15 protein-coding genes are annotated in these 22,057 nt (G+C 69.8%); 7 read left to right on the top strand and 8 right to left on the bottom strand.

Going from position 1 to position 22,057, the window contains the following annotated elements; genetic code table 11:
- Positions 1–1,263: ATP-binding protein (locus GBZ26_RS12320; protein ID WP_174439096.1), on the top strand; the 1,263-nt coding region annotated here is incomplete at its 5' end.
- 187 nt (positions 1,264–1,450) lie between these two features.
- A complete protein-coding gene (locus tag GBZ26_RS12315) occupies positions 1,451–6,301 on the top strand; it encodes an alpha-2-macroglobulin family protein (RefSeq protein ID WP_174439095.1) in 4,851 nt (1,616 codons plus the stop codon).
- A gap of 90 nt (positions 6,302–6,391) precedes the next feature.
- Here GBZ26_RS12315 and GBZ26_RS12310 read toward each other — a convergent pair whose 3' ends face one another.
- Complete coding sequence (locus tag GBZ26_RS12310) at positions 6,392–6,574, bottom strand: hypothetical protein (RefSeq protein WP_145702350.1); 183 nt, start codon at positions 6,572–6,574, stop codon at positions 6,392–6,394.
- A gap of 313 nt (positions 6,575–6,887) precedes the next feature.
- Between GBZ26_RS12310 and GBZ26_RS12305 the strand changes: the two genes are divergently transcribed.
- The 5 genes from GBZ26_RS12305 to GBZ26_RS12285 all read left to right on the top strand — a co-directional run bounded on the left by GBZ26_RS12305 (position 6,888) and on the right by GBZ26_RS12285 (position 13,822).
- Positions 6,888–7,385, top strand: coding sequence for a MerR family transcriptional regulator (locus tag GBZ26_RS12305; protein WP_174439094.1), 498 nt, complete (start codon positions 6,888–6,890; stop codon positions 7,383–7,385).
- A complete protein-coding gene (locus GBZ26_RS12300) occupies positions 7,382–8,545 on the top strand; it encodes a thiolase family protein (RefSeq protein ID WP_174439093.1) in 1,164 nt (387 codons plus the stop codon). The genes GBZ26_RS12305 and GBZ26_RS12300 overlap by 4 nt, the downstream gene beginning before the upstream one ends.
- Before the next feature lie 27 nt (positions 8,546–8,572).
- The gene (locus GBZ26_RS12295; protein ID WP_174439092.1) at positions 8,573–10,921 is read left to right on the top strand and encodes a 3-hydroxyacyl-CoA dehydrogenase/enoyl-CoA hydratase family protein; all 2,349 of its coding nucleotides are present in this window, start codon (positions 8,573–8,575) and stop codon (positions 10,919–10,921) included.
- 17 nt (positions 10,922–10,938) lie between these two features.
- Positions 10,939–12,729: an acyl-CoA dehydrogenase C-terminal domain-containing protein gene (locus GBZ26_RS12290; RefSeq protein WP_174439091.1), complete on the top strand. Its 1,791-nt coding sequence runs from the start codon at positions 10,939–10,941 to the stop codon at positions 12,727–12,729.
- Between the two features lie 448 nt (positions 12,730–13,177).
- Positions 13,178–13,822 carry a response regulator gene (locus GBZ26_RS12285; protein WP_014198344.1) on the top strand — a complete coding sequence of 215 codons (645 nt, stop codon included), beginning with the start codon at positions 13,178–13,180 and terminating at the stop codon, positions 13,820–13,822.
- 103 nt (positions 13,823–13,925) lie between these two features.
- Here GBZ26_RS12285 and GBZ26_RS12280 read toward each other — a convergent pair whose 3' ends face one another.
- The 7 genes from GBZ26_RS12280 to GBZ26_RS12250 all read right to left on the bottom strand — a co-directional run bounded on the left by GBZ26_RS12280 (position 13,926) and on the right by GBZ26_RS12250 (position 21,899).
- Positions 13,926–14,360 carry a CBS domain-containing protein gene (locus GBZ26_RS12280; RefSeq protein ID WP_174439090.1) on the bottom strand — a complete coding sequence of 145 codons (435 nt, stop codon included), beginning with the start codon at positions 14,358–14,360 and terminating at the stop codon, positions 13,926–13,928.
- 162 nt (positions 14,361–14,522) lie between these two features.
- Positions 14,523–15,221 (bottom strand): OmpW/AlkL family protein, encoded by a 699-nt coding sequence (locus GBZ26_RS12275; RefSeq protein ID WP_014198347.1) that lies wholly within the window; start codon positions 15,219–15,221, stop codon positions 14,523–14,525.
- 160 nt (positions 15,222–15,381) lie between these two features.
- Entirely contained in the window at positions 15,382–15,843 is a 462-nt protein-coding gene (locus tag GBZ26_RS12270; protein WP_246653799.1) for a hypothetical protein, read from the bottom strand.
- Positions 15,844–15,869: 26 nt separating this feature from the next.
- Positions 15,870–17,036, bottom strand: a complete 1,167-nt coding sequence (locus tag GBZ26_RS12265) for an NAD(P)/FAD-dependent oxidoreductase (protein WP_174439088.1) — start codon at positions 17,034–17,036, stop codon at positions 15,870–15,872.
- Between the two features lie 104 nt (positions 17,037–17,140).
- Entirely contained in the window at positions 17,141–20,602 is a 3,462-nt protein-coding gene (locus GBZ26_RS12260; RefSeq protein ID WP_174439087.1) for an AAA family ATPase, read from the bottom strand.
- A gap of 25 nt (positions 20,603–20,627) precedes the next feature.
- Complete coding sequence (locus GBZ26_RS12255) at positions 20,628–21,311, bottom strand: DsbA family protein (protein ID WP_343207240.1); 684 nt, start codon at positions 21,309–21,311, stop codon at positions 20,628–20,630.
- A 108-nt stretch (positions 21,312–21,419) separates the two neighbouring features.
- Complete coding sequence (locus GBZ26_RS12250) at positions 21,420–21,899, bottom strand: DUF721 domain-containing protein (RefSeq protein WP_174439086.1); 480 nt, start codon at positions 21,897–21,899, stop codon at positions 21,420–21,422.
- Positions 21,900–22,057 lie beyond the last annotated feature (158 nt).

Below are 22,057 nucleotides of genomic sequence, written 5' to 3'. Positions count from 1 at the left end.
CAGCAGGGGGCCTCCGACATTCATCTGGGCACCGGCCGGGATCTGATGCACATCGGAACGCCCTTTCCCGGGACGACCGGCGGCGGCCCCCTGCTGCGCCTCAGCCGGCGCTTGACCGACGGGGATGGCGGCTTTGCGGGCATCGTGATCGCCAACATCGACCCCGACATCCTGGCGGAGTTCTACCAGCAGGCGAATCTGGGGCCGCTGGGGGCGGTGACCCTGATCGGGATGGACAAGATGATCCGCGCCCGCGGCGCCTCGCGGGGCGTCGAGGCGGTCGGTTTCGCCATCCCCCAATCCCGCCTGTGGGAGGCGTTGGGGCGGTCGCTCGCCGGCGTCTATTGGCAGGAGTCGCAGACCGACGGCGTCCTGCGCGCTTTCGCTTACCGCATGGTGGAGAGCTATCCGCTGGTCGCGACGGTGGGCGTCGCGCGGGTGGACATCGAGGCGGGGGTGGCCGACCTGCGCAACACGCTGTTCCTGCTGGCGGCGATCCTGACCGCGTCCATTCTGCTGGTGACGCTGTTCCTTCTGGTGCAGCACCGCACCGCGGAGCGGTTGCGCGCCGCGCTGGCGCTGAACCGCAACTTCCTGGCCCGCGTCAGCCATGAACTGCGCACGCCGCTGAACGCCATCCTCGGCTTCTCGGAAATCATCCGCGACCAGATGCTGGGGCCGCAGGCCGGCGGGCGTTACGCCGACTACGCCCACGACATTCATGAATCGGGGCGGCACCTGCTGGGGCTGATCAACGACATCATGGATCTGTCGCGGCTCCAGGCGGGGACGCTGCCTCTGCATCGGGAGAATCTCGACGTCGCTCCGGTCGTCGAATGGGCGTTCCGCATGGTGGCGCCGCAGGCCGACGCCAAGGCCATCCGCTTGGACATGCATGTCGAGCCGGGGCACCACAGCGTCTCGGCGGACGAGCGCGCCTTGAGGCAGATGCTCCTGAACCTGCTGACCAACGCCGTCACCTTCACGCCGGATGGCGGGCGCATCCTGGTGTCGGTCGGCGGCGGAGCGGCCGGCGGATGCCGCGTGCGGGTGACGGACAACGGCATCGGCATGACGCCGGAACAACTCCACCAAGCCGCGGAGCCCTTTGGGCAGCCCGCGGTGCATGTGGCGTTGCCGGGGCAGGGCGGCGGGCTGGGGCTGCCCATCGTCAAGTCGCTGATGGAGGCCCATGGCGGGCGCCTGCGCATCGACAGCCGGCCCGGCGAGGGCAGCCAGTTCACGCTGGAATTCGCCGCCTGATCCGAACCCCATCCGCAGCCAAATCCGCCTTGCGGGATTTTCCGGGCGGGGCCGCAAAGCCGTGGCGAAACCAGGGGCGCTTCGGCATACTCCGCGCCGGTTTGCCGAAAACAATGTTTTCGCAGGCCCCAAGTTTTCGCATAGGCCCGCGCGCGCCGCGCCGGGCGGCTGGTCCAGGGAAGATCGAATGTTGCGTGCAGTGGCGCGTGTCTGTGCCGTCCTCGTCGCGTCCTCAACCCCCGTCATCGCCGCCGACGCGCCGCCCGAGCCGGTGCCCTTCGGCGTGTCCTCCGCCGAGGTGGTGGCGGAGCGCGACGTGCCGCAGGCCTGCTTCACCTTCACCGACCGGCTGGAGAAGTCGCGCGCGGTGAACTACCGCGACTATGTGGAGGTGACGGCGGCTGGCGGCGGGGCGGCCTTCGACGGGACCGCCGTCGCCCGCGACCGCACGCTCTGCGTCGAGGGGCTGAAGCACGGGCAGAGCTACCGCATCACCCTGCGCGACGGGCTGCCGGGCAGCGACGGGAAGCGCCTGCCCAACCCCGACGCGCGCGACATCGAGGTGCCGAACCGCAAGCCGGCGCTGGCCTTCCGCGGGGCGGGCTACATCCTGCCGCGCATCGGCGCCGACGGGCTTCCCCTGCGCTCCATCAACCTCGATCGGGCGAAGCTCCAGGTGCTGCGGATCAACGACCGCAGTCTGGTCGAGAAGATCTATTTCGGCCGCATCGGCCAGCAGATGTCGGACCACGAGGTCGGCGAGATCCTCGACCGCTCCGGCCAGGAGGTGTGGCGCGGCGAGATGGCGATCAGCAACAGCCGCAACCAGGCGGTGGTGACGCCCTTTCCCATCGACGCCGTGCTGGGCCGGCTGGAGCCCGGCGTCTACATCGCCGTGGCCAGCACCGAGGACATCAAGCCCGGCGGCTGGGACCACAAGGCGACCCAGTGGTTCGTCGTCTCCGACCTCGGCCTGAACGCCATCACCGGCGAGGACGCGCTGGTCGTCTTCGCCCGCTCCGTGAAGGGCGCGACGCCGGAGGCCGGCGTGGAACTGCGCCTGCTCGCCCGCAACAACGAGGAGCTTGGCAAGGCGCTGACCGGCGCGGACGGGCTGGCGCGCTTCGACCTCACCGCCCTGCGCGCCGCCGGACGGGAACCGGTGCAGGCGCTGTTCGCCTACCGCGGGGCGGGGGATTTCGGCTTCCTCGACCTCGTGACGCCGACCCTGGCCAACGCGCCGCCGCCGGGCGGGGCGCCAAACGCGGCTCCGGGCGGTGTGGCGGCGGCGGTCCCGGCGCGCCCGGTCCCCGGCCAGCCCGACGCCTTCCTCTACACCGAGCGCGGCATCTACCGCCCCGGCGAGACGGTGCATCTGGCGATGCTGCTGCGCGACGCCGACGCCAAGCCGGTCACCGGCCGTCCCGTCACGCTGAAGATCCAGCGCCCGGACGGCTTCGAGGTGGACCGCCGCCCGCTTGCCGAATCCGGCGGCGGCAGCTTTGCCGCCCGCGTCGAGATCCCGGCCAACGCCATGACCGGCACCTGGGCCGTCACCGCCCACGGCGAGCCGGAGGCCGGGAGCCAGCCGAACACGATGGGGCCGGTGCTGGGCCGCGCCGAATTCCTGGTCGAGGACTTCGTCCCGCCGCGCCTTGAGATCGCCCTCGCCGCCGAGGCGGCGGAGCTTCCGGCGGACGGCAAGACGACCCTGACCATCGACGGGCATTTCCTCTACGGCGCCCCGGCGGCGGGCCTGCCGGGCGAGCTGGCGGTGACGTTGCGCGCCGCGGCGAATCCCTACCCGAACCTGCCCGGCTACCGCTTCGGCCTGACCCAGGAGGAGGTGAAGCCGCTGCGCAGCGACCTGCCGGGCTTCACGACCAACCGCAACGGGCAGGCCAAGGCCGACCTCGCGCTGCCCAAGGCGCCGGAGAGCACCAAGCCGCTGGAGGCGGTGGTCCGCGCCACCCTGCTGGACATCGGGGGCCGCTCGGTCAGCCGCGATCTGGTCCTGCCGGTGCGCCACCAGCCCTTCGCCGTCGGCATCCGCCCGCGCTTCGAGGGCGACGGGGTGCCGGAAGGCGCCACCGCCGGCTTCGACGTGGTGGCGGTCGGGCCGGACGGCCAGCCGATGGACAAGGAGGACCTCTCCTACGAGCTGTTCGAGGAGGAGTACGACTACGCCTGGTTCGAGGCCAACGGGCGCTGGGACTACAAGGTCACGGTGCGCGACCAGCGGGTGACCGGCGGCACGCTCGCCGCCCAGGCGGCCAAGCCGGCTTCCGTGGAGGCCCCGGTGGGCGCCGGACGCTACCGGCTGGAGGTCTTCGATCCCAAGACCGGCGTGGCGAGCAGCCTGCGCTTCGCCGCCGGCTGGTGGATGACCCCGACCGCCGGCGAGCGTCCCGATCAGGTGGACGTGACCGTCATGCTGCCCGCCTACAAGGGCGGCGAGACCGCCTGGGTCTACGTCAAGCCACCCTACGACAGCGAGGTGCTGATCACCGTCGCCGACCGCAGGATCCGCCACGCCTCCACCCGCCGCATCGGGCCGGAGGGGGCCTTCCTGGAGATCCCCGTCGATCCGACCTGGACCGGCGGCGTCTATGTGCTGGCGACCGCCTTCGGCGCCCCGGACGCCGCGGGCGGCCCGTCGAAGGGCGTGGCGCGCCGCGCCGTCGGCCTGTCCTGGCTGGCGGTGGACGGGGACGAGCGGGCGCTGGACGTGCGCGTCGCCGCCCCGGCGCAGACCGAGCCCCGCCGCTCCGTCACCGCCGAGGTGGTGGTGGAGGGCGCGCCGGAGGGCCAGCCGGCCTATGTGACGGTCGCCGCGGTGGATGACGCCGTGCTCCAGCTCACCGACCAGCATTCGCCGAACCCCATCGACCATTATCTGGGCAAGCGCCGCCTGGGCGTGGAGCTGCGCGATTCCTTCGGGCGGCTGATCGATCCGGCGGTCCTGGACGCCACCCGCACGCGTCCCGGCGCCGCTCCGCGGCTGCGTCAGGTCGGCGTCACCGTTCCGCAGAAGTCGGAGCGCGTCGTCTCCCTGTTCTCCGGCGTGCTGACCGTGGGGCCGGAAGGCAAGGTGGCGGTGCCGCTGGACGTTCCCGACTTCCAAGGCCGGCTGCGCCTGATGGCCGTGGCCTGGAGCGGGGACAAGCTGGGCCGCTCCGAATCCTCCATGCTGGTCGCCGATCCGGTGCTGGCCGACCTGGGCCTGCCGCGCTTCCTGGCGCCGGGGGACCGGGCGGTGGTCCCGGTGACGCTCGACAACGTCGCCGGCCCGGCGGGCGCCTACACCATCTCCCTGATCGCCGGCGGTGCCGTGTCGCTCAGCGAAGGCAGCATCGCCGTGCCCGAGCTGGGCAAGGGCAAGCGGGCCACCGCCGGGCGGGTCCTGACCGCCAACGGCGTCGGCACGGGCCACATCGCGCTGGACGTGACCGGGCCGGACGGCCTGCGCATCACGCGCCAGTGGGAAATCCCGGTGCGCCCGGCCTCGCCGCTGGTCACCCGCCGCACCGCCTCCATGCTGGCCCCGGAGCGCGGCGTCGAGCTGCCCGCCGACCTGTTGAACGGCCTGCGTCCGGAGACCGCGACGGCGGCCCTGTCGCTCGGCAACCTGCCAGACCTCGACATTCCCGGCCTGCTGACCGCGCTGGAGCGCGGCGGCCCCGGCGGGCTGGAGATGACGGCCAGCCGTGCGCTGCCCCTGCTGTCGCTGGGCGACGTTGCGGTCGCGCTGGGCGTCGCCTCGGACGAGCGGGTGAAGGCGCGGGTGCAGCGGTCGGTGGACCGGGTGCTGACCTTCCAGCGGATGGATGGCGCCTTCGCCGGCTGGTCGCCGAAGGGGGAGGCCGATTCCTGGCTGACCGCCTACGCGCTGGATTTCCTGGGCCGCGCCAAGGCCGCCGGTTACCGCGTGCCGGAGGGCCCCTACCGCAAGGGGCTGGACGGGCTGCGCGGCGCGCTCGACAACGCCTGGGTGGAGGCCGACGAGCAGCCGGCCCGCGCCTACGCGCTCTATGTGCTGGCCCGCGCCAAGATGATCGACGCGGGGGCCGTCCGCTACTTCCAGGAGACCTTCTGGGACAAGCTGCAGACCGACTTCGCCCGCGCCCAGGTCGCCACGGCCATCGCCGCTCTGGGCGACAAGGACCGCGCGGCGGAAGCCTTCGGCCGGCTGTCCGGCGCCCGCGTCGTGTCGGCCAGCCTGCGCGACTACGGCTCGTCGCTGCGCGACGAGGCCGGCGTGGTGGCTCTGATGGGCGAGAGCGGTGTGGTCGAGCGGGATCGCCTGACCCAGGCGACCGAGCGCCTGTCCAAGACCTACGCCGCCGTCCGCACGACCGGCGTGCAGGAGCAGGCGTGGCTTCTCCAGGCGGCGAAGGCGCTGATCGACCGGGCGCCGGCGATGAAGATCGCCCAGAAGGACCAGCAAGGGGCCGAACAGGTCACCGAGGGGGCGAAGCCGCTGTTCCAGCGCATCGACCCGGCGGCTCCGCCGGCCATCCGCAACGCCGGGGGCGAGCCGCTGCGCCAGATCCTGTCGGTGTCCGGCATCGCCGACGCGGCGCCGGGGGCGGAGGAACAGGGCATGACCGTCACCCGCAGCCTGTTCGACATGACCGGCCGGCCCGCCGATCCGGGCGCCGTCCGTCCGAACGACCGGCTGGTGGTGATTCTGGAGGGCAGCGCCTCCGATCCGGTGGACCGGCAGGGTCTGGTGTCCGATCCGCTGCCCGCCGGCTTCGAGATCGAGGCCGCCCGCTTCGCCGGGGGCGGGGCGCCGCTGGGCGACCTGTCCTGGCTGGGTGAACTGACCGCGCCCCGCGCCGTCGATTACCGCGACGACCGCTTCGTCGCCGCGCTCGACATGACGAAGCAGGCGCCGCGCTTCCGGCTGGTCTATCTGGTGCGTGCGGTGACGCCCGGCGACTACGCCCAGCCCGGTGCGACGGTGGAAGACCTCTATCGCCCGCACCAGTCGGCCCGCACCGCCGCGTCGCGCCTGCGCGTCCTGCCGGAGTAAGCGGCCCAAACGGAAAAGCCCCATCGCCCGCCGTGCGTGGGCGATGGGGCTTTTGCTTTTCCCGGACCGGCTTGTCCGGTTCGGCCGGTCTCAGACGATCTTCTTGTGGTCGTCGTCGCGCTGGCGGGTGACGAGCATCAGGATGGCCACCACGACCGCGAAGAAGGCGGTCAGCGCCACGTAGAACAGCAACGCGACCCCGACCGTCAGGGTGCCGATCAGCACCATGGCGAGTATCCAGACGCCCAGCGATACGATGGCGCGCGACGACATCGGCTGTCCCAACCCTGCTTGCCGTGACTCCGGTTTGTCCTGCCCTGTCACCGGCCGTTGCGCCCGGCCATTCCTGGCCTGGGTCCGCCGGCGGCTTTGTTCGTTGAGTGTCCCGAGCCTGCCATAGCTGGGTAGGCGCACCGCCCGTGGCATGCTGTCACAGCGCGCCCGCGCCGCACCCCGGATGGCCATCGGGAGGGCGCCCGAATGGGAGCCGGCTGCCCGCTTGACAGCAAATGGCAAGCACCTTACCTTTACGTAAACGTCAACCCATAACGATCATGGGTAATGACGAGTCAGGGAAGGGTGGGGAATGTCGCAACCCGCAAGGTTGATGGGGCTGGGCACGCGCCCCGATATCGGGCTGGACGCCGGACTCGACCCCGGCGCGGACGGTGCCGGACGCTCCTTCGCCATCGGTGAGTTGGCCGACGAGTTCGGGCTGACCCACCGCACCATCCGCCATTACGAGGACGAAGGGCTGCTGGCGCCGGAGCGCGACGGCACCACCCGGGTCTACGGCCACCGCGACCGCGCGCGCCTCGCGCTGATCTGCCGGGGCAAGCGGCTGGGCTTCAGCCTGGCCGAGATCAAGGAATTCCTCACCCTCTACGACGCGGACGAGATCCAGAAGGAGCAGATGCGCTTCATGCAGCGCATCGCCCGCCGCCGCATCGCCGACCTGGAACGGCAGCTTCAGGACGTCCAGCAGACGCTGGGCGAGCTGCGCATCATCGACACCCAGATCTCCGACCATTTCCGCAAGAACGGAATCACGGAGACGCACACCCCGGAGGACACGCAACCATGACCTCGGCGCCTTTGACCACGCCCGCCAATCCGGTCGTCATCGCCGGCTACGCCCGCTCCCCCTTCGCCTTCGCCAACAAGGGCGAGCTGGCGAAGGTCCGTCCCGACGACCTGCTGGCCCATGTCGCCGCGGCGCTGGTCGAGCGCACGGGCGTCAACCCGCAGGACATCGAGGATGTGGTCGTCGGCTGCGCCTTCCCCGAGGGCGAGCAGGGCATGAACATCGCCCGCACCGTGTCCTTCCTGGCGAAGCTGCCGCTGACCGCCGGGGCCACCACCATCAACCGCTATTGCGGCTCCTCGATGCAGGCGATCCATCAGGCGGCCGGCGCCATCCAGATGGGGGCGGGCGAGGTCTTCCTGTGCGGCGGCATCGAGTCGATGAGCCGCGTCCCGATGATGGGCTACAACCCGCTGCCCCATCCGGGCCTGAAGGACCATTATCCGGAAGCCTACTGCTCGATGGGCGTCACGGCGGAGAATGTCGCCCGCCGCTATGAGATTTCCCGCGCCGATCAGGAGGCGATGGCCGCCGAGTCCCACGCCAAGGCCGCTGCGGCGCAGCAGGCCGGGCGCCTCGCCGAGGAGATCGTCGCCATCCAGACGGCCGCCGGCCTCGTGGAGCGCGACGGCTGCATCCGCCCCGGCACCAGCGGCGAGACGCTGAGCGGCCTGAAGCCCGCCTTCCTGGCCGACGGCTCGGTCACCGCCGGCACCTCCTCCCCGCTGACGGACGGCGCCTCGGCCGTGCTGGTGACGACGGAAGCCTACGCCAAGGCCAACGGCCTGCCGATCCTCGCCCGCATCCGCTCCGTCGCGGTGGCCGGCTGCGCGCCGGAGGTGATGGGGCTCGGCCCGGTCCCGGCGGCGCGGAAGGCGCTGGCGCGCGCCGGCCTGTCCATCCGCGACATCGACGTGATCGAGCTGAACGAGGCCTTCGCCGCCCAGGCCATCGCCTGCATGCGCGACCTCGACATCGACCCGGCCAGGGTGAACCTGGACGGCGGGGCCATCGCGCTCGGCCACCCGCTCGGCGCCACCGGCGCCCGCATCACCGGCAAGGCCGCGGCCCTGCTGAAGCGCGAGGGCAAGCAATTCGCCCTGGCCACCCAGTGCATCGGCGGCGGCCAGGGCATCGCCACGGTCCTGGAAGCGGTCTGACGGCGGCGGGACAGGGAGGCACCAACCATGCAGATCAAACGCGCCGCCGTGATCGGCTCCGGCGTGATGGGCAGCGGCATCGCCGCCCATTTCGCCAACGCCGGCATCCCCGTCGTCCTGCTCGACATCCCCGCCAAGGAGGGTGACGACCGCAGCGCCATCGCCAAGGGGGCCATCCAGAGGCTCCTGAAGACCGACCCCGCGCCCTTCATGCACCCGAAGAACGCCAAGCTGGTGACTCCGGGCAATCTGGAGGATGACCTCGCCCTGCTGGCCGACGTCGACTGGATCGTCGAAGCCATCGTCGAGAACCCGGCGGTCAAGGCCGACCTCTACCGGCGCATCGACCCGGTGCGCAAGGCAGGCTCCGTGGTGTCGTCCAACACCTCGACCATCCCGCTGGGCGTGCTGGTCGAGGGGCAGTCGGACGCCTTCAAGCGCGACTTCCTGATCACCCACTTCTTCAACCCGCCGCGCTACATGCGACTGCTGGAGATCGTCGGCGGCGAGGCCACCCGGCCCGATGCGCTGGCCGCCGTCGCCGATGTCGGCGACCGCGCGCTGGGCAAGGGCGTGGTGCGCTGCAAGGACACGCCGGGCTTCATCGCCAACCGCATCGGCGTCTACTGGATCCAGACGGCGATCAACGCCGCCGTCGATCTCGGCCTGACGGTGGAGGAGGCCGACGCCATCGTCGGCCGCCCCATGGGCATCCCGAAGACCGGCGTGTTCGGACTGGTCGATCTCGTCGGGCTCGACCTGATGCCGCACATCGCCAAGAGCCTGCTGGCGACCCTGCCGGAGAACGACCCCTACCGCGCCGCCTTCCGCGAGCACCCCGTCATCACCCGGATGATCGCGGAGGGCTATACGGGCCGCAAGGGCAAGGGCGGCTTCTACCGCCTGAACCGCGAGGGCGGCGGCAAGGTCAAGGAAGCCATCGACCTGTCCACCGGCGCCTATCGCCGCTCCGACAAGCCGAAGCTGGAGAGCGTGTCGGCCGCCGGGCGCGACCTGCGGGCGCTGGCCGACTTCCCCGACAGGACCGGGCAGTACGCCCGCCGGGTGCTGGCCCACACGCTGGCCTACGCCGCGTCTTTGGTGCCGGAGATCGCCGACAGCATCGTCGCGGTCGATGAGGGGATGCGGCTCGGCTACAACTGGAAGCAGGGGCCGTTCGAGCTGATCGACCGGCTGGGCACCGCCTGGTTCGCCGACCTCTGCCGCAGCGAGGGCATTCCCGTCCCGCCGCTGGTCGAGCAGGCCGCCGGCCGGCCCTTCTACCGGGTGGAGGACGGCAGGCTCCAGCATCTGACCACCGCCGGCCTCTACGACACCGTGGTGCGTCCCGACGGCGTTCTGCTGCTGTCCGACATCAAGCGGGCGTCGAAGCCGGTGTGGAAGAACGGCTCGGCCAGCCTGTGGGACATCGGCGACGGCGTGCTGTGCGTCGAGTTCACCGGCAAGATGAACGCGCTGGACGGCGACGTCATGGCTGCCTACGGCAAGGCGATGAAGCTGATCGGCGATGGGCCAAACAATAATAAGGGGGGCGACTGGAAGGCCCTGGTCATCCACAACGAATCCGACAACTTCTCGGTCGGCGCCAACCTCGGCCTCGCCTTGTTCGCCCTGAACGTCGGGCTGTGGCCGCAGATCGAGGAGCTGGTGGAGGGCGGCCAGCGCGCCTACCGCGCCCTGAAGTATGCCCCCTTCCCGGTGGTGTCGGCGCCCAGCGGCATGGCGCTCGGCGGCGGCTGCGAGATCCTGCTGCATTCCGATCATGTTCAGGCCCACGCCGAGACCTACGTGGGTCTGGTCGAGGTCGGCGTCGGGCTGATCCCCGGCTGGGGCGGCTGCACCGAGATGCTGGCCCGCCACGCCGCCAACCCACGGACCCCGAAGGGGCCGATGCCGCCGGTCGCCGGGGCCTTCGAGACCATCAGCCTCGCCAAGGTCGCCAAGTCGGCGGCGGAGGCCAAGGACCTGCTGTACCTGCGCGCGAGCGACGGCATCACCATGAACCGCGACCGACTGCTGGCCGACGCCAAGGCCAAGGCGCTGGAGCTGGCCGCACACTACACCCCGCCCGAGAAAGTCACCTACACGCTGCCCGGTCCCAACGGGCGGGCCGCGCTGGAGCTGTTCCTGGAAGGCTTCGCGCTCCAGGGCAAGGCGACGCCGCACGACATGGTCGTCTGCGGCAAGCTGGCCGAAATCCTGACCGGCGGACCGAAAGCCGACGTCACCCAGCCGGTGACCGAGGACCAGATGCTGGCGCTGGAGCGCAAGGCCTTCATGGAACTGGTGCGCACCGAGGGCACCATCGACCGGGTGGAGCACATGCTGACCACCGGCAAGCCGCTGCGGAACTGATGGGGGAGGACTGAGCAATGCCGATCTACAAGGCTCCGCTGGAGGATGTCCGCTTCGTCCTCGACGAGATCGTCGGGGCGGGCAAGCTGGCCGAACTGCCGGGTTACGAGGACGCCACCCCCGACCTGATCGCCCAGGTCCTGGAGGAGGGCGCCAAGCTGTGCGAGGAGGTGCTGTTCCCGCTGAACCAGTCCGGCGACGGGGAGGGCTGCACCTTCGAGAACGGCGTGGTGCGCACGCCCAAGGGCTTCAAGGAGGCCTACGCCACCTACATCGAGGCGGGCTGGCAGGGGCTGTCCTGCGACCCGGCCTATGGCGGGCAGGGGCTGCCCAAGCTGGTGAACACCATGCTGGAGGAGTTCATCTGCTCCGCCAACCTCAGCTTCGGCATGTATCCGGGCCTGTCGCTGGGCGCCTACAACGCGCTCTCCACCTATGGCTCGGAGGCGTTGAAGCAACGCTTCCTCGGCCGGCTGGTCGACGGCACCTGGGCGGGCACCATGTGCCTGACCGAGCCGCATTGCGGCACCGACCTGGGGCTGATCCGCACCAGGGCGGTCCCGCAGGAGGACGGCAGCCACAGGATCACCGGCACGAAGATCTTCATCTCCGCCGGCGAGCATGATCTGACCGAGAACATCCTGCATCTGGTGCTGGCGCGCCTGCCCGACGCGCCGGCCGGGACGCGCGGCATCAGCCTGTTCCTGGTGCCCAAGTTCCTGCCCAAGGAGGACGGCTCGGTCGGGCCGCGCAACGGCGTCGCCTGCGGCTCCATCGAGCACAAGATGGGCATCAAGGCGTCGGCGACCTGCGTCATGAACTTCGAGGACGCCACCGGCTGGCTGGTCGGCGAACCGCACAAGGGCATGCGGGCGATGTTCGTGATGATGAACGCGGCCCGCCTCGCCGTCGGCATCCAGGGGCTGGGGGTGGCCGAGGTCAGCTACCAGAACGCGGTGGCCTACGCCAGGGAGCGGCTCCAGGGCCGTTCGCTGAAGGGCACGGCGCACCCCGACAAGCCGGCCGACCCGATCATCGTGCATCCCGACGTGCGGCGGAACCTGCTGACCGCCCGCGCCTACACCGAGGGCGCCCGCGCGCTCGGCGCCCTGGTCGGCTACAAGCTGGATGTGGCGGAGAAGCACGCGGACGAAAAGACGCGCCGGGAGGCGGACGAGTTCGTCCAGCTCATGACGCCGATCGTCAAGGCGCTGTTCACCGACATCGGCTTCGAATCGGCCAACATCGCCGTGCAGGTGCATGGCGGTCACGGCTTCATCTGGGAAACCGGCGTGGAGCAGTATGTCCGCGACGCCCGCATCTGCCAGATCTACGAGGGCACCAACGGCATCCAGGCTCTGGACCTCGTCGGGCGCAAGCTGCCCCAGGACATGGGCCGGCTGCTGCGCCGCTTCTTCCACCCCGTCGGCGCCGAGATCGAGGCCGACATGGAGACGGAGGAACTGGCCGAGTTCGTCCTGCCGCTGGCCAAGGCCTTCGCCAAGCTCCAGCAGGCGACCGCCATCATCGCGCAGAAGGGAATGAAGGACCCGGAGGAGGCGGGGGCCGCCGCCACCGACTATCTGCGGCTGTTCGGTCTGGTGGCGCTCGGCTGGATGTGGCTGAGGATGGTCAAGGCCGCCCAGGCGAAACGGACGGCAGGGGAGGGCAACGCGGCCTTTCTTGAGGCCAAGATCAGGACGGCCCGATTCTACATGGCGAAACTGCTGCCGCAGACCAACGCCCTGTTCATCACCATCATGGCCGGGTCCAAGCCTCTGATGGAGATGGACGAGGCCGCCTTCTGAGGATCAGCCTTACGGGGTCTATGTCTTTGGTCCGGGATCGGTGTATGCTGCGTCGGTTCCGGCCTTTTCGTTTCGAGAGATGCGAAAGATAGAAAGTACGAAAACGACGGGTCTTTATCATGATCAAGCCTATGGCTTGATACATCTGTGCTCACTTTCGTCATGGATGGACGATGCGCGAAATGGATATTGCTGTAGCGCAGCAATGCCATTGCTCAGAGCTTGGTATGTGACAAAGGTTAAATTCGGGTTGTCCAACCCCACCGAATCGTGGTACGTCTGATGTGACATTACCCTGCATAAGGACTTTCTATACCTTTTGGAATTGGGTCATATGATGCTTGAAAATGACCTGCATTTTTTCCGAAACTGAGGGTTGGAACACTGGCCTTGTGTCAGGGCTGTACGTTCGGACCATTGAAAGCACTGAGTACGGGGGCACCACCAGATGAAAATCCTGATCGGAGACGACCATGTGCTTTTCCGGGAGGGATTGCGCAGGCTGCTGGAGCAGCTGAAGGAGGGTGCCAGCTTTGAGGAAGCCAGCAACTTTGATGAGCTTCTGGAAAAGGCTGGCAAGGGCGAGACCTACGATCTCGTCCTGACCGATCTGCGCATGCCCGGTTGGCCCGGCTTCTCCGGCATCCAAGACCTGCGGGGAAAGCAGCCCGACTCCAAGGTCGTGGTCGTGTCTGCGTCCGAGGCGCATCACGACGTGCGCGACGCGCTGGAGCACGGCGCCGCAGGCTACATCCCGAAATCCTCCAGCGTGAAGATCATGTTGAGCGCGCTGGACCTCATCTTCTCCGGCGGCGTCTATGTGCCGCCGACCGTGCTGCGTGAATCCGGGGAAGCCGAGGTGCGAGTCGGCGCCATCCCGCCCAGCGACCCGCAGCTCGACCATCTGCTGACCCAGCGTCAGCGCGAGGTTCTGGACCGCCTGCGCGAAGGCAAGTCCAACAAGCAGATCGCCCATGAGCTGGGGCTGTCGGAGGGCACGGTGAAGATCCACATGACGGCGATCTTCAAGTCGCTGGGTGTGCGCAACCGCACCCAGGCCGCCATGGCCTTCCCGCAGTCGCACTCTGCCTGACCGCTCAGACCGACGGTCCGGACCAGTCGTTCGGCTGTCCTACCTTTGAAAACGCCCGCGGGATCATCCGCGGGCGTTTTCGTTTATGGGATGCTGGGGCGCCTCAGCCCATCCCGGCGACGTAGCCGCGCAGAGATTCGACCTCCAGTTCCGCGTCATCCAGCCGTGCCTTCACGATGTCGCCGATGCTGACCAGCCCGACGAGTTCACCGTCCTCCAGGATCGGCAAATGGCGGATGCGGCGTTGCGTCATGACGCCCATGATCTGGGACACCGTGTCGGCCGGGCTGCCGGTGACGAGGTCCCGGGTCATCAGGTCGCCGACGGGGCGCTCCAGGGCGGCGGCTCCATCCGCGGCAACGGCGCGGACAATGTCGCGTTCGGACAGGATTCCGGCGGGCCGGCCGTCATCCTTCATCACCAGGACGGCGCCGATTTTGTGATGGGCGAGCTTGCGGGCAACCGCGTCGATCCGGTCCCCCGGATTGGCGGTGATGATCTCCGTGCCCTTCCTTTTCAAGACGGCGGCAATGTGCATGGTTGTGCTTCCTCCCGCGCGGATTCACGAAAGGGAATGCTCTCCCACTGTTGCCGCTGTAGGAAGTCGCAAAAAGGAACAGGCCGGCTACTCCTTTCGGAGTAACCGGCCTGAATCCAGCGGTTTCGCGTGGCCTCCCGTGGGAGGCCACGGAGAAGCCGATTAGAAGCGGTAGCCGACGCCGATGCCGATCAGCCACGGATCGATCTTGACGTCCGACGTGACCGGAACGCCGCTGACATTGGCGGTGACGTCGGTCTTCAGGAAGATCTTCTTGACGTCGAGGTTCAGCGACCAGTTGCCGGTCAGGGCAACGTCGACACCAGCCTGCAGCGCCCAGCCGAAGCGGTTCTTGTAGTCGACGGTGTTGGTCGTGAAGCCGTCCGCGTTGGTGCTCCGGGCGGCGGTCTCGTCGTAGAACCAGGTGTAGTTGATGCCGGCGCCGACGTAGGGGCTGACACGCTCCTTCGTGAAGAAGTGGTACTGGGCCGTCAGGGTCGGCGGCAGGAGCGACACCTTGCCCACGTCGATGTCGTGGCCGGTGATCAGCGAACCGGAAACCTTGTGACGCGTGGTGCCGGCGATCAGCTCCAGAGCGATGTTGTCGGTGATGAAGTAGGAGACGTCGAGTTCGGGGATGTAGTCGTTCTCGATGTCCACGCTGCCGATGTTGCTGCCACCGAACGGACCGCCGCCGATCAGGTCACCATTTTCCTGCGGGATCACGGCCAGGGCGCGCGCGCGCACCAGGATGTCACCGGCGGACTTGCCCTTGAAATCCTGGGCCAGCGACGGGGAGGAAACGGCGGCGAGAGCCGTGGTCGCCAGCAGGGCGGCAGCGGCGCGCTTCAGGAAAGTCATGGGATTCGCTCCAGGGCAGAATTAGCTGATGTCGTTTTTTTGGCTTGATGCCTGGAGCTGTATTACCAGAGTTTTTCTAGGGTTGCTATGCCGCCTCAACCAAAACGTCATAGTGAGGCGGCTTTGCAACAGCGACGAGTTGTCGCATGGACTGGAACTCTTAACGCGCTGGGGCCATGGGTGGTTGTGGAGACTGCGAGGGGACTTGCGCCAGACAGTTCTGTACGATTGCGTAGCATTGGCCGAGTCGGCTTCCGCCGCTGGACGACCCGCCATAAACGATGCGTTCCACCGCGCCGTTGCGCAGGGTGAAGGTCGCCTCGCAATCGACGCTGGTCACGTCATAACCGTAGCCGCCCCATCCGCCATAGGGGTAGCCCCAGTATCCGCCGTAACCGCCCCAGGCCGGATAGGAGATCAGCCGGTTGCTGCGGTAGGTGAAGAATTCCAGGTCTCCGGCGGTGGCCTGCCGTTCCGGCACCCCGGCGCAGGACAGCAAGGTCTGCTTCGGCATGCCGATCAGCGCGTTCTGCGCGACCATCGCCTGATCGGCGGCCGGGTTGGCGCAGCCGCCCAGAAGGCCGGCGGCCAGAAGAACCGCAACGCCACCGATCCTTTTCATCGTTCCGCGCATCGCCGTGTCTCCCATCAGGGGCGCCGCAGCCGGGCCGGCGCCAGATCCTCCGCACGCACGCCGAGGGCGGCGACCTCCGCCGGCAGGCCGCCTCCGGTGACCAGGGCCGCCGCGGTGCGGCCCATGGCCGGCGCCGTCTGGATTCCGTAGCCTCCCTGGCCGGCCAGCCAGAAGAAGCCGTCCACCGACTCGTCGTAGCCCACCACCATCACCTTGTCGGCGACGAAGCTGCGCAGGCCCGCCCATTTGTGCGTGATACGTCGAACGGAGAAGCGCACCGCCTGTTCCATGCGGTCGACGGCGATGGCGATGTCCAACTCCTCCGGTTGCACGTCGCAAGGTTCCACGGGCGTCTCGTCGGCGGGGGAGAGCAGCAGCCGGCCCGATTCCGGCTTCATGTAGAATTGTTCGTCCACATCGATGGTCATCGGCCAGCCGGCGAGTCCCGCCGCGTCCGCCGGTTCGGCGAAAACGGGATCGGCAAACACCGGATCAAAGGTGATGGCGGTGCGCCGCTTCGGCACCAGCCCGACGGGGCGCACCCCGGCCATGCCCGCCAGACCGTCGGCCCAGGCGCCCGCCGCGTTGACCAGCACCGGAGCGGCGAAGTCGCCCGCCGGGGTGGTGGCGATCCACAGCCCGTCGCGCCGTTCCAGCGCCGTCACTCCGGCGTCGGTCACCAGCCGACCGCCGCGCGCCTTCAGCCCGCGCAGGTAGCCGCCGTGGATGGCGTGGACGTCCATGTCCATGGCCTCCGGCTCCCACACCGCGCCATCCACGTAATCGGGGTTCAGGAAGGGCGCGCGGGCCAGCGTTTCGGCGCGGTCGAGGCGCTCGACGGTCGGGGTCAGCCGACGGCCCTCGGCGAAGTCGCGGTCCAGAGCGGCGGTCTGGTCGGCCCGCCCGATCAGCAGGACGCCGCGCGGAGTCAGCAGCGGGTGTTCCGAAAAGCCGTCCGGCGGGTTGGTGTAGAAATCCCAGCTCGCCACCGTCAGCGCGCGGACCACCGGATGCCCGTAGGTCTGGGTGTAGAGCGCCGCCGACCGGCCCGTGGAGTGGTAGCCGGGCTGGCTCTCCCGCTCCAGCACGATGACGCTGCCGTGCGCCGCCAGCTCATAGGCCGCCGAGGCGCCGGCCATGCCGCCGCCGACGATCAGGAAATCCACCCGTTCCACGTCCATTCTCCCTTTCCGGCGACCGGGCCGGTCGTTCATCCGCGTTATCTTATGCGTCCGAGGGAGCAGAATGAAGCCGTGAAAGCCTATGGATGGGGGATCGGGGCCGGTTACGCCGCGCCGCGCAGTTCCTCGGCCTTTTGCAGGTCCACGCTGACCAGCTGCGACACGCCCCGCTCGACCATCGTCACGCCGAACAGCCGGTCCACGCGGGCCATGGTCAGGCGGTGGTGGGTGATGATGAGGAAGCGGGTGTTGCCCTCCCGCGCGATGTCTTCCACCAGATCGCAGAAGCGCCCGACATTCGCCTCGTCCAGCGGCGCGTCGACCTCGTCCAGCACGCAGATCGGCGCGGGGTTGGAGCGGAAGACGGCGAACAGGAGCGACAGCGCGGTCAAGGCCTGCTCGCCGCCGGACAGCAGCGACAGCACTTGCAGCTTCTTGCCCGGCGGGCTGGCGTAGATCTCCAGCCCGGCCTGCAGCGGGTCTTCGGCGTTGACCAGCTCCAGATGCGCCTTGCCGCCGCCGAACAGGCGGATGAACAGCTCTTGGAAATTGCGGTTCACCGTGTCGAAGGAGGCGACCAGACGCTCCCGTGCCTCGCGGTTCAGGCTGGCGATGCCCTGGCGCAGGCGGGCAATGGCGCTGATCAAATCCTCACGCTCGGTTTGCAGCGTGCCGATCTGCGTCTCCAGTTCCGCCGCCTCGATCTCGGCGCGCAGGTTGACCGGCCCCATGTTCTCCCGCTCGCGGGTCAGCTTGTCGAGGCGCGATTCCACCACTGCAACGTCAGGCATCGCCTCGTCGGCGGGAAGGTCGGCGGCGGCGCGGGTCTGCTCGGGGCGGCAGTTCAGCCGCTCGGCGATGCGCTCCGTCAGGGTCTGGCCGTTCTGCAGCGCGGCGGAGACGGCGGCCTCGGCGTGGGCGCGGGCCTCGCGGGCGTCGGCCAGACCGGACTCGGCCTGCTTCAGCAGCTTCTCGGTCTCGGCCAGCCGGTTCTCGGCTTCGGCCAGGGCGTCGGCGGCGCGCTTGCGGGCGCGCTCGGCCTCGCTGATCCGGCCGAGCAGGGCCTGCCGGTCGGCCTCGATTGCCGCCGGGCGGCTTTGCAACTGGGCAAGGTCCGTCTCGGCGGCGGCGGCGCGCTCCTTCAACTCGGCCACGCGCCCGCCCGCTCCGGCGGGGCGGGTGCCCCAGGAGGCGCCGTCCTGCTGGATGGCGGCCAGACGCTGGCGGCGGGACTGCGCCTCGCGGGTCAGGCGGTCCAGCGCGTTCTGCTTCTCGGCGAGGACGGCGCGGTGTTCGGCGAGCGTGGCGCGGCGGTCGTTGACGGCGTCGCGGCCCTCGCGCGGGTCGGGCAGGGCGTCCAGCAGCTCCCGCGCCTCCCCCAGGGCGGCCTCGGCCTCCTGCCGGTCGGTGTCCAGCCGCGCGATGCCATCGACCAGCGCCGCCAGCTTCGACGCGGCGGCGTCGGCCTCGCGGGCCAGCTTGGCGTGGCGGTCGCGGGCGGCGGTCACCCCGGCGAAGGCCTCGCGCACCGCGTCGCGGGCGCGGCGGTCGGCCTGGGCGGCCTCCTCGACGGCGCGCTTGGCCTCGTCCAGGGCGTCGCGGGCGACCTCCAGCCGCTCGTCGGCGAGGTCCAGCTCGCCGCGCAGCTCGTTCAGGCGGTTGCGCTGCTTCAGGCGGACGGCGGCGGCGGTCGGCGCGCCGGCCTGAACGGTCAGCCCGTCCCAGCGCCACGCTCCGCCGTCGCGGCTGACCAGGGTCTGGCCGGGCGCGAGGCCGGCGGCCAGAGCCGCCCCCGCGTTTTCGTCGGAGACCACGCCGATGTGCGACAGGGCGCGGGCGGCGGCCTGCGGTCCCTGGACGCGGTCGGCCAGCGGCTCCGCCCCGGCGGGCAGGGGAGCGGCGGCGGGGTAGGGCGGCAGGTTTCGCCAGTGGACCGGGGCGGCCTCGTCCAGCGGGGCGGTCAGCGCGTCACCCAGCGCCGCCGCCAACGCGCCCTCATAACCGGGGGCGACGGCCACCGCGTCCACCAGCGGCGGGAACAGGTCGCCCGCCCCGGCGGACAGCAGCTCGGCCAGCGCCTTTTCCTCCGCCTTCAGCTTGGCACGGGCGGATTCGGCGGTTTGCAGGGCTTCGCGGGCGCGGGCCTGGGCGGGTTCGGCGTCGGTCTTGGCCCGCTCGGCCCGCTCGGCGGCCTCGCGGGCATCCTCCAGCCGCTGTTCGGCCAGCTCGACGGCCAGTTCCGATTCCGCCACGTCGGCGCGGGCGGCGATCTCGCGCTCCAGCGCGTCGCGCTGCGCCTGCTGCTCGGCGAGGCGTCTGGCGAGCCCGGAGGCCCGCGTTTCAAAATCAGCGACCTGCCGCTGGGTGGCGGCGCGGCGTGCCTCGTCGGCGGCGGTCTGCTCGGTCAGGCGGGTCAACTCGCGGTCGAGCGCCTCCACCGCCTCCCGCGCGTCGGCCAGCGCGTCGCGTGCGGCCTCCTCCAGCATCTCCTCGTCGGCCTGGGCTTCCAGCAGCCGGTCGCGCTCGGCCTCCAGCCGGGCCAGGGCGTCCCCGGCGTCGGCGGCCAGAGCCTCCTCGCGGCCGAGGTCGCCGGCGATCTGCTGAAGGCGGGAGAGCAGGGCGCGCTGCTGCTCGGCGACGCGCTTCTCCTCGGCGTCGAGCTGCTCCTTGGCGATGACCAGCCGTTGCAGGCCGGCGGCGGCGGCCGCTTCGGCCTGGCGCTTCTCCGGCAACCCGGCGGCGTCGTCGGTGCGGCGTGTGGTCAGCTGGGTGACCGCCAGCATCAGCTCCCGAACCGCGCCCTCGGCCTTGGCGAAGGCGCCGCGGGCGCGCGCCAGCTCGCCTTCATGGGCGATCCAGTGCAGGTGCCAGAGCACGGCTTCGGCCTTGCGGATCTGTTCGGAGAGGTTGCGGTAGCGGGCGGCCTGCCGTGCCTGCTTCTTCAGGCTCTGAAGCTGGGTGTCCATGGCCCCGATCACGTCGTCGAGGCGCATGAGGTTGGCTTCGGCCGCCTTCAGCCGCAGTTCCGCCTCGTGCCGGCGGGAGTGCAGGCCGGTGATGCCCGCCGCCTCCTCCAGCAGCATGCGGCGGTCCTGCGGCTTGGCGTTGATGATCTGGCCGACCTTGCCCTGGCTGACCAGCGCCGGGGAGGCGGCGCCCGAGGCGTTGTCGGCGAAGAGGAGCTGGACGTCGCGGGCGCGCACCAGCTTGCCGTTGATGCGGTAGTCGGAGCCGTTGCCCCGCTCGATCCGCCGCGTCACCTCCAGCTCGTCGTGCTCGTTGAAGCCGGCGGGGGCGGTGCGCGTGCGGTTGTCGATGAGGAGGGCGACCTCGCCCAGGTTGCGCGCCGGACGATTGGCCGTGCCGCCGAAGATGACGTCGTCCATGTCGTCGCCGCGCATGCGCTTGGCGGAGGTTTCCCCCATGACCCAGCGCAGCGCCTCCACCAGATTCGACTTGCCGCAGCCGTTGGGGCCGACGATGCCGGTCATGCCCGGCTCGATCACCAGATCGGTGGCGTCGACGAACGACTTGAAGCCGGACAGGCGGAGGCGCGTGAAGTGCACGGGATCGAAGCCTTCTGCCCGGTCCTTACTTCACCAGCTTGTCGATGGCGGCGGCGAAGGTCTCGAAGGACTGCGCGCCGCTGATGGTGGCCGCGCCCTCGTTGAGGACGAAGGTCGGGGTGGCCTCCACCTTGTACTTGTCCTGGCCGACCAGCCGGCTCTGCAGGATGCCGTCGGCCAGCGCCTGGTTGGCCATGCAGGCGTTGATCACCTGCTCGCTCATGCCGGCGAGCTTGCCGTACTGGGCCAGCGCCTTGACCGGGTCGGCGGCGCGGCTCCACTGGCCCTGGCTCTTGAACAGCACGTCGAGCAGCGGATAGTAGCGCTCCGCCGGGGCGCAGCGGGCCAGCATGGAGGCGCGCAGAGCCGCCTGGTCGAAGGGGAAGTCGCGGAAGATCAGCTTCGCCTTGCCGGTATCGATGTAGGCTTCCTTGATCTTCGGCAGCGTCTCGGTGTGGAAGGCGGCGCAGTGCGGGCAGGTCATCGACGAATAGTCGAGGATCGTCACCGGCGCGTTGGGGTTGCCGAGCACCCGGTCGGCCAGCAGATCGGCGGTCGAAGCGGCGGGAGCCTGCGCCATCTGCACCGGTGCCGTCTGCACGGGCAGAGTCTGTCCGTTCGACGGCCGGGAGCCGACGACGGCGAGCCCGACGATCAGCGTCATGCCGACCGCGATCAGAGCAACGATGCCCAAAAGGTTGCGGTTCACTTTGGCCTCATCCCTACCAGATGTTGATGGTATAATCGAAACTCCCCTTTTGCGGCAAGAGTATGGCCCAGCCCGAGCCTGCTCCCGCCCCAAGGGGGCGCATGACGGCTAGCGGCGGCGCGGCGTCGGACGCGGGCGGGCCAGCAGCGACCGCCCGAAGCGCTCCAGCGTGGCCCGCAGTTCCTCGTCCTCCACCGTGGCGGCGGTGGTCATCACCGACAATTCCTCGTCCATGGTCAGGTCGCGCGGGCGCACCACCGGCTTCTGTATGGTCAGCGGGGCGGCGTGGATCAGCTTGATCTTCGCCACCGCGCGGTAGCCGAAGAAGCTGTTGATCCGCTCCACGATCTGCGGCTCCAGATGCTGAAGCTCCAGCGCGATGGCGCCCATGGCGCGGATGTGCAGGACGGCGTCCTCCCGCTTGCCGCGGGGGAAGCTCAGCTTGTCGGGGGCGGTGCGCAGGCTCAACTGGTGGCCGACGATGGACGGCCAGTCGTTGATGAGCGAGCCGAAGGCCAGCCCGCGCTTGCCCAGCGCCTTTCCGGCCACCTCGGGGACGGTCTGGCCGATTCGCCGCGGTCCGTTCATGTCAGGGCTTCCTGGTGATGGTCCGCGCACCCTAGCGCAAGCGGGCAGGGCTTCGCCAGCGCCCCCGCGGGTGCCGCTTTATCGGCAGCCCTTTATCGGCGTCTGGGTTCGCCCTATGTCTTGCCGCCATGACGACGCCTCCCCACACCGCCCCCAAG

The organism is Azospirillum formosense (assembly GCF_013340925.1).
Lineage (GTDB): Bacteria > Pseudomonadota > Alphaproteobacteria > Azospirillales > Azospirillaceae > Azospirillum > Azospirillum formosense.
The sequence above is the reverse complement of the archived record's forward strand: the minus strand, read 5'-3'. Positions and strand labels throughout refer to the sequence as shown.

What these genes read in the sequence shown, in the direction of transcription:
- GBZ26_RS12290 (WP_174439091.1), top strand. Translation starts at nt 10,939, where the DNA reads ATGCCGATCTACAAGGCTCCGCTGGAGGATGTCCGCTTCGTCCTCGAC.
- GBZ26_RS12275 (WP_014198347.1), bottom strand. Translation starts at nt 15,221, where the DNA reads ATGACTTTCCTGAAGCGCGCCGCTGCCGCCCTGCTGGCGACCACGGCT.
- GBZ26_RS12280 (WP_174439090.1), bottom strand. Translation starts at nt 14,360, where the DNA reads ATGCACATTGCCGCCGTCTTGAAAAGGAAGGGCACGGAGATCATCACC.
- GBZ26_RS12295 (WP_174439092.1), top strand. Translation starts at nt 8,573, where the DNA reads ATGCAGATCAAACGCGCCGCCGTGATCGGCTCCGGCGTGATGGGCAGC.
- GBZ26_RS12310 (WP_145702350.1), bottom strand. Translation starts at nt 6,574, where the DNA reads ATGTCGTCGCGCGCCATCGTATCGCTGGGCGTCTGGATACTCGCCATG.
- GBZ26_RS12265 (WP_174439088.1), bottom strand. Translation starts at nt 17,036, where the DNA reads ATGGACGTGGAACGGGTGGATTTCCTGATCGTCGGCGGCGGCATGGCC.
- GBZ26_RS12250 (WP_174439086.1), bottom strand. Translation starts at nt 21,899, where the DNA reads ATGAACGGACCGCGGCGAATCGGCCAGACCGTCCCCGAGGTGGCCGGA.
- GBZ26_RS12270 (WP_246653799.1), bottom strand. Translation starts at nt 15,843, where the DNA reads ATGAAAAGGATCGGTGGCGTTGCGGTTCTTCTGGCCGCCGGCCTTCTG.
- GBZ26_RS12285 (WP_014198344.1), top strand. Translation starts at nt 13,178, where the DNA reads ATGAAAATCCTGATCGGAGACGACCATGTGCTTTTCCGGGAGGGATTG.
- GBZ26_RS12300 (WP_174439093.1), top strand. Translation starts at nt 7,382, where the DNA reads ATGACCTCGGCGCCTTTGACCACGCCCGCCAATCCGGTCGTCATCGCC.
- GBZ26_RS12305 (WP_174439094.1), top strand. Translation starts at nt 6,888, where the DNA reads ATGTCGCAACCCGCAAGGTTGATGGGGCTGGGCACGCGCCCCGATATC.
- GBZ26_RS12315 (WP_174439095.1), top strand. Translation starts at nt 1,451, where the DNA reads ATGTTGCGTGCAGTGGCGCGTGTCTGTGCCGTCCTCGTCGCGTCCTCA.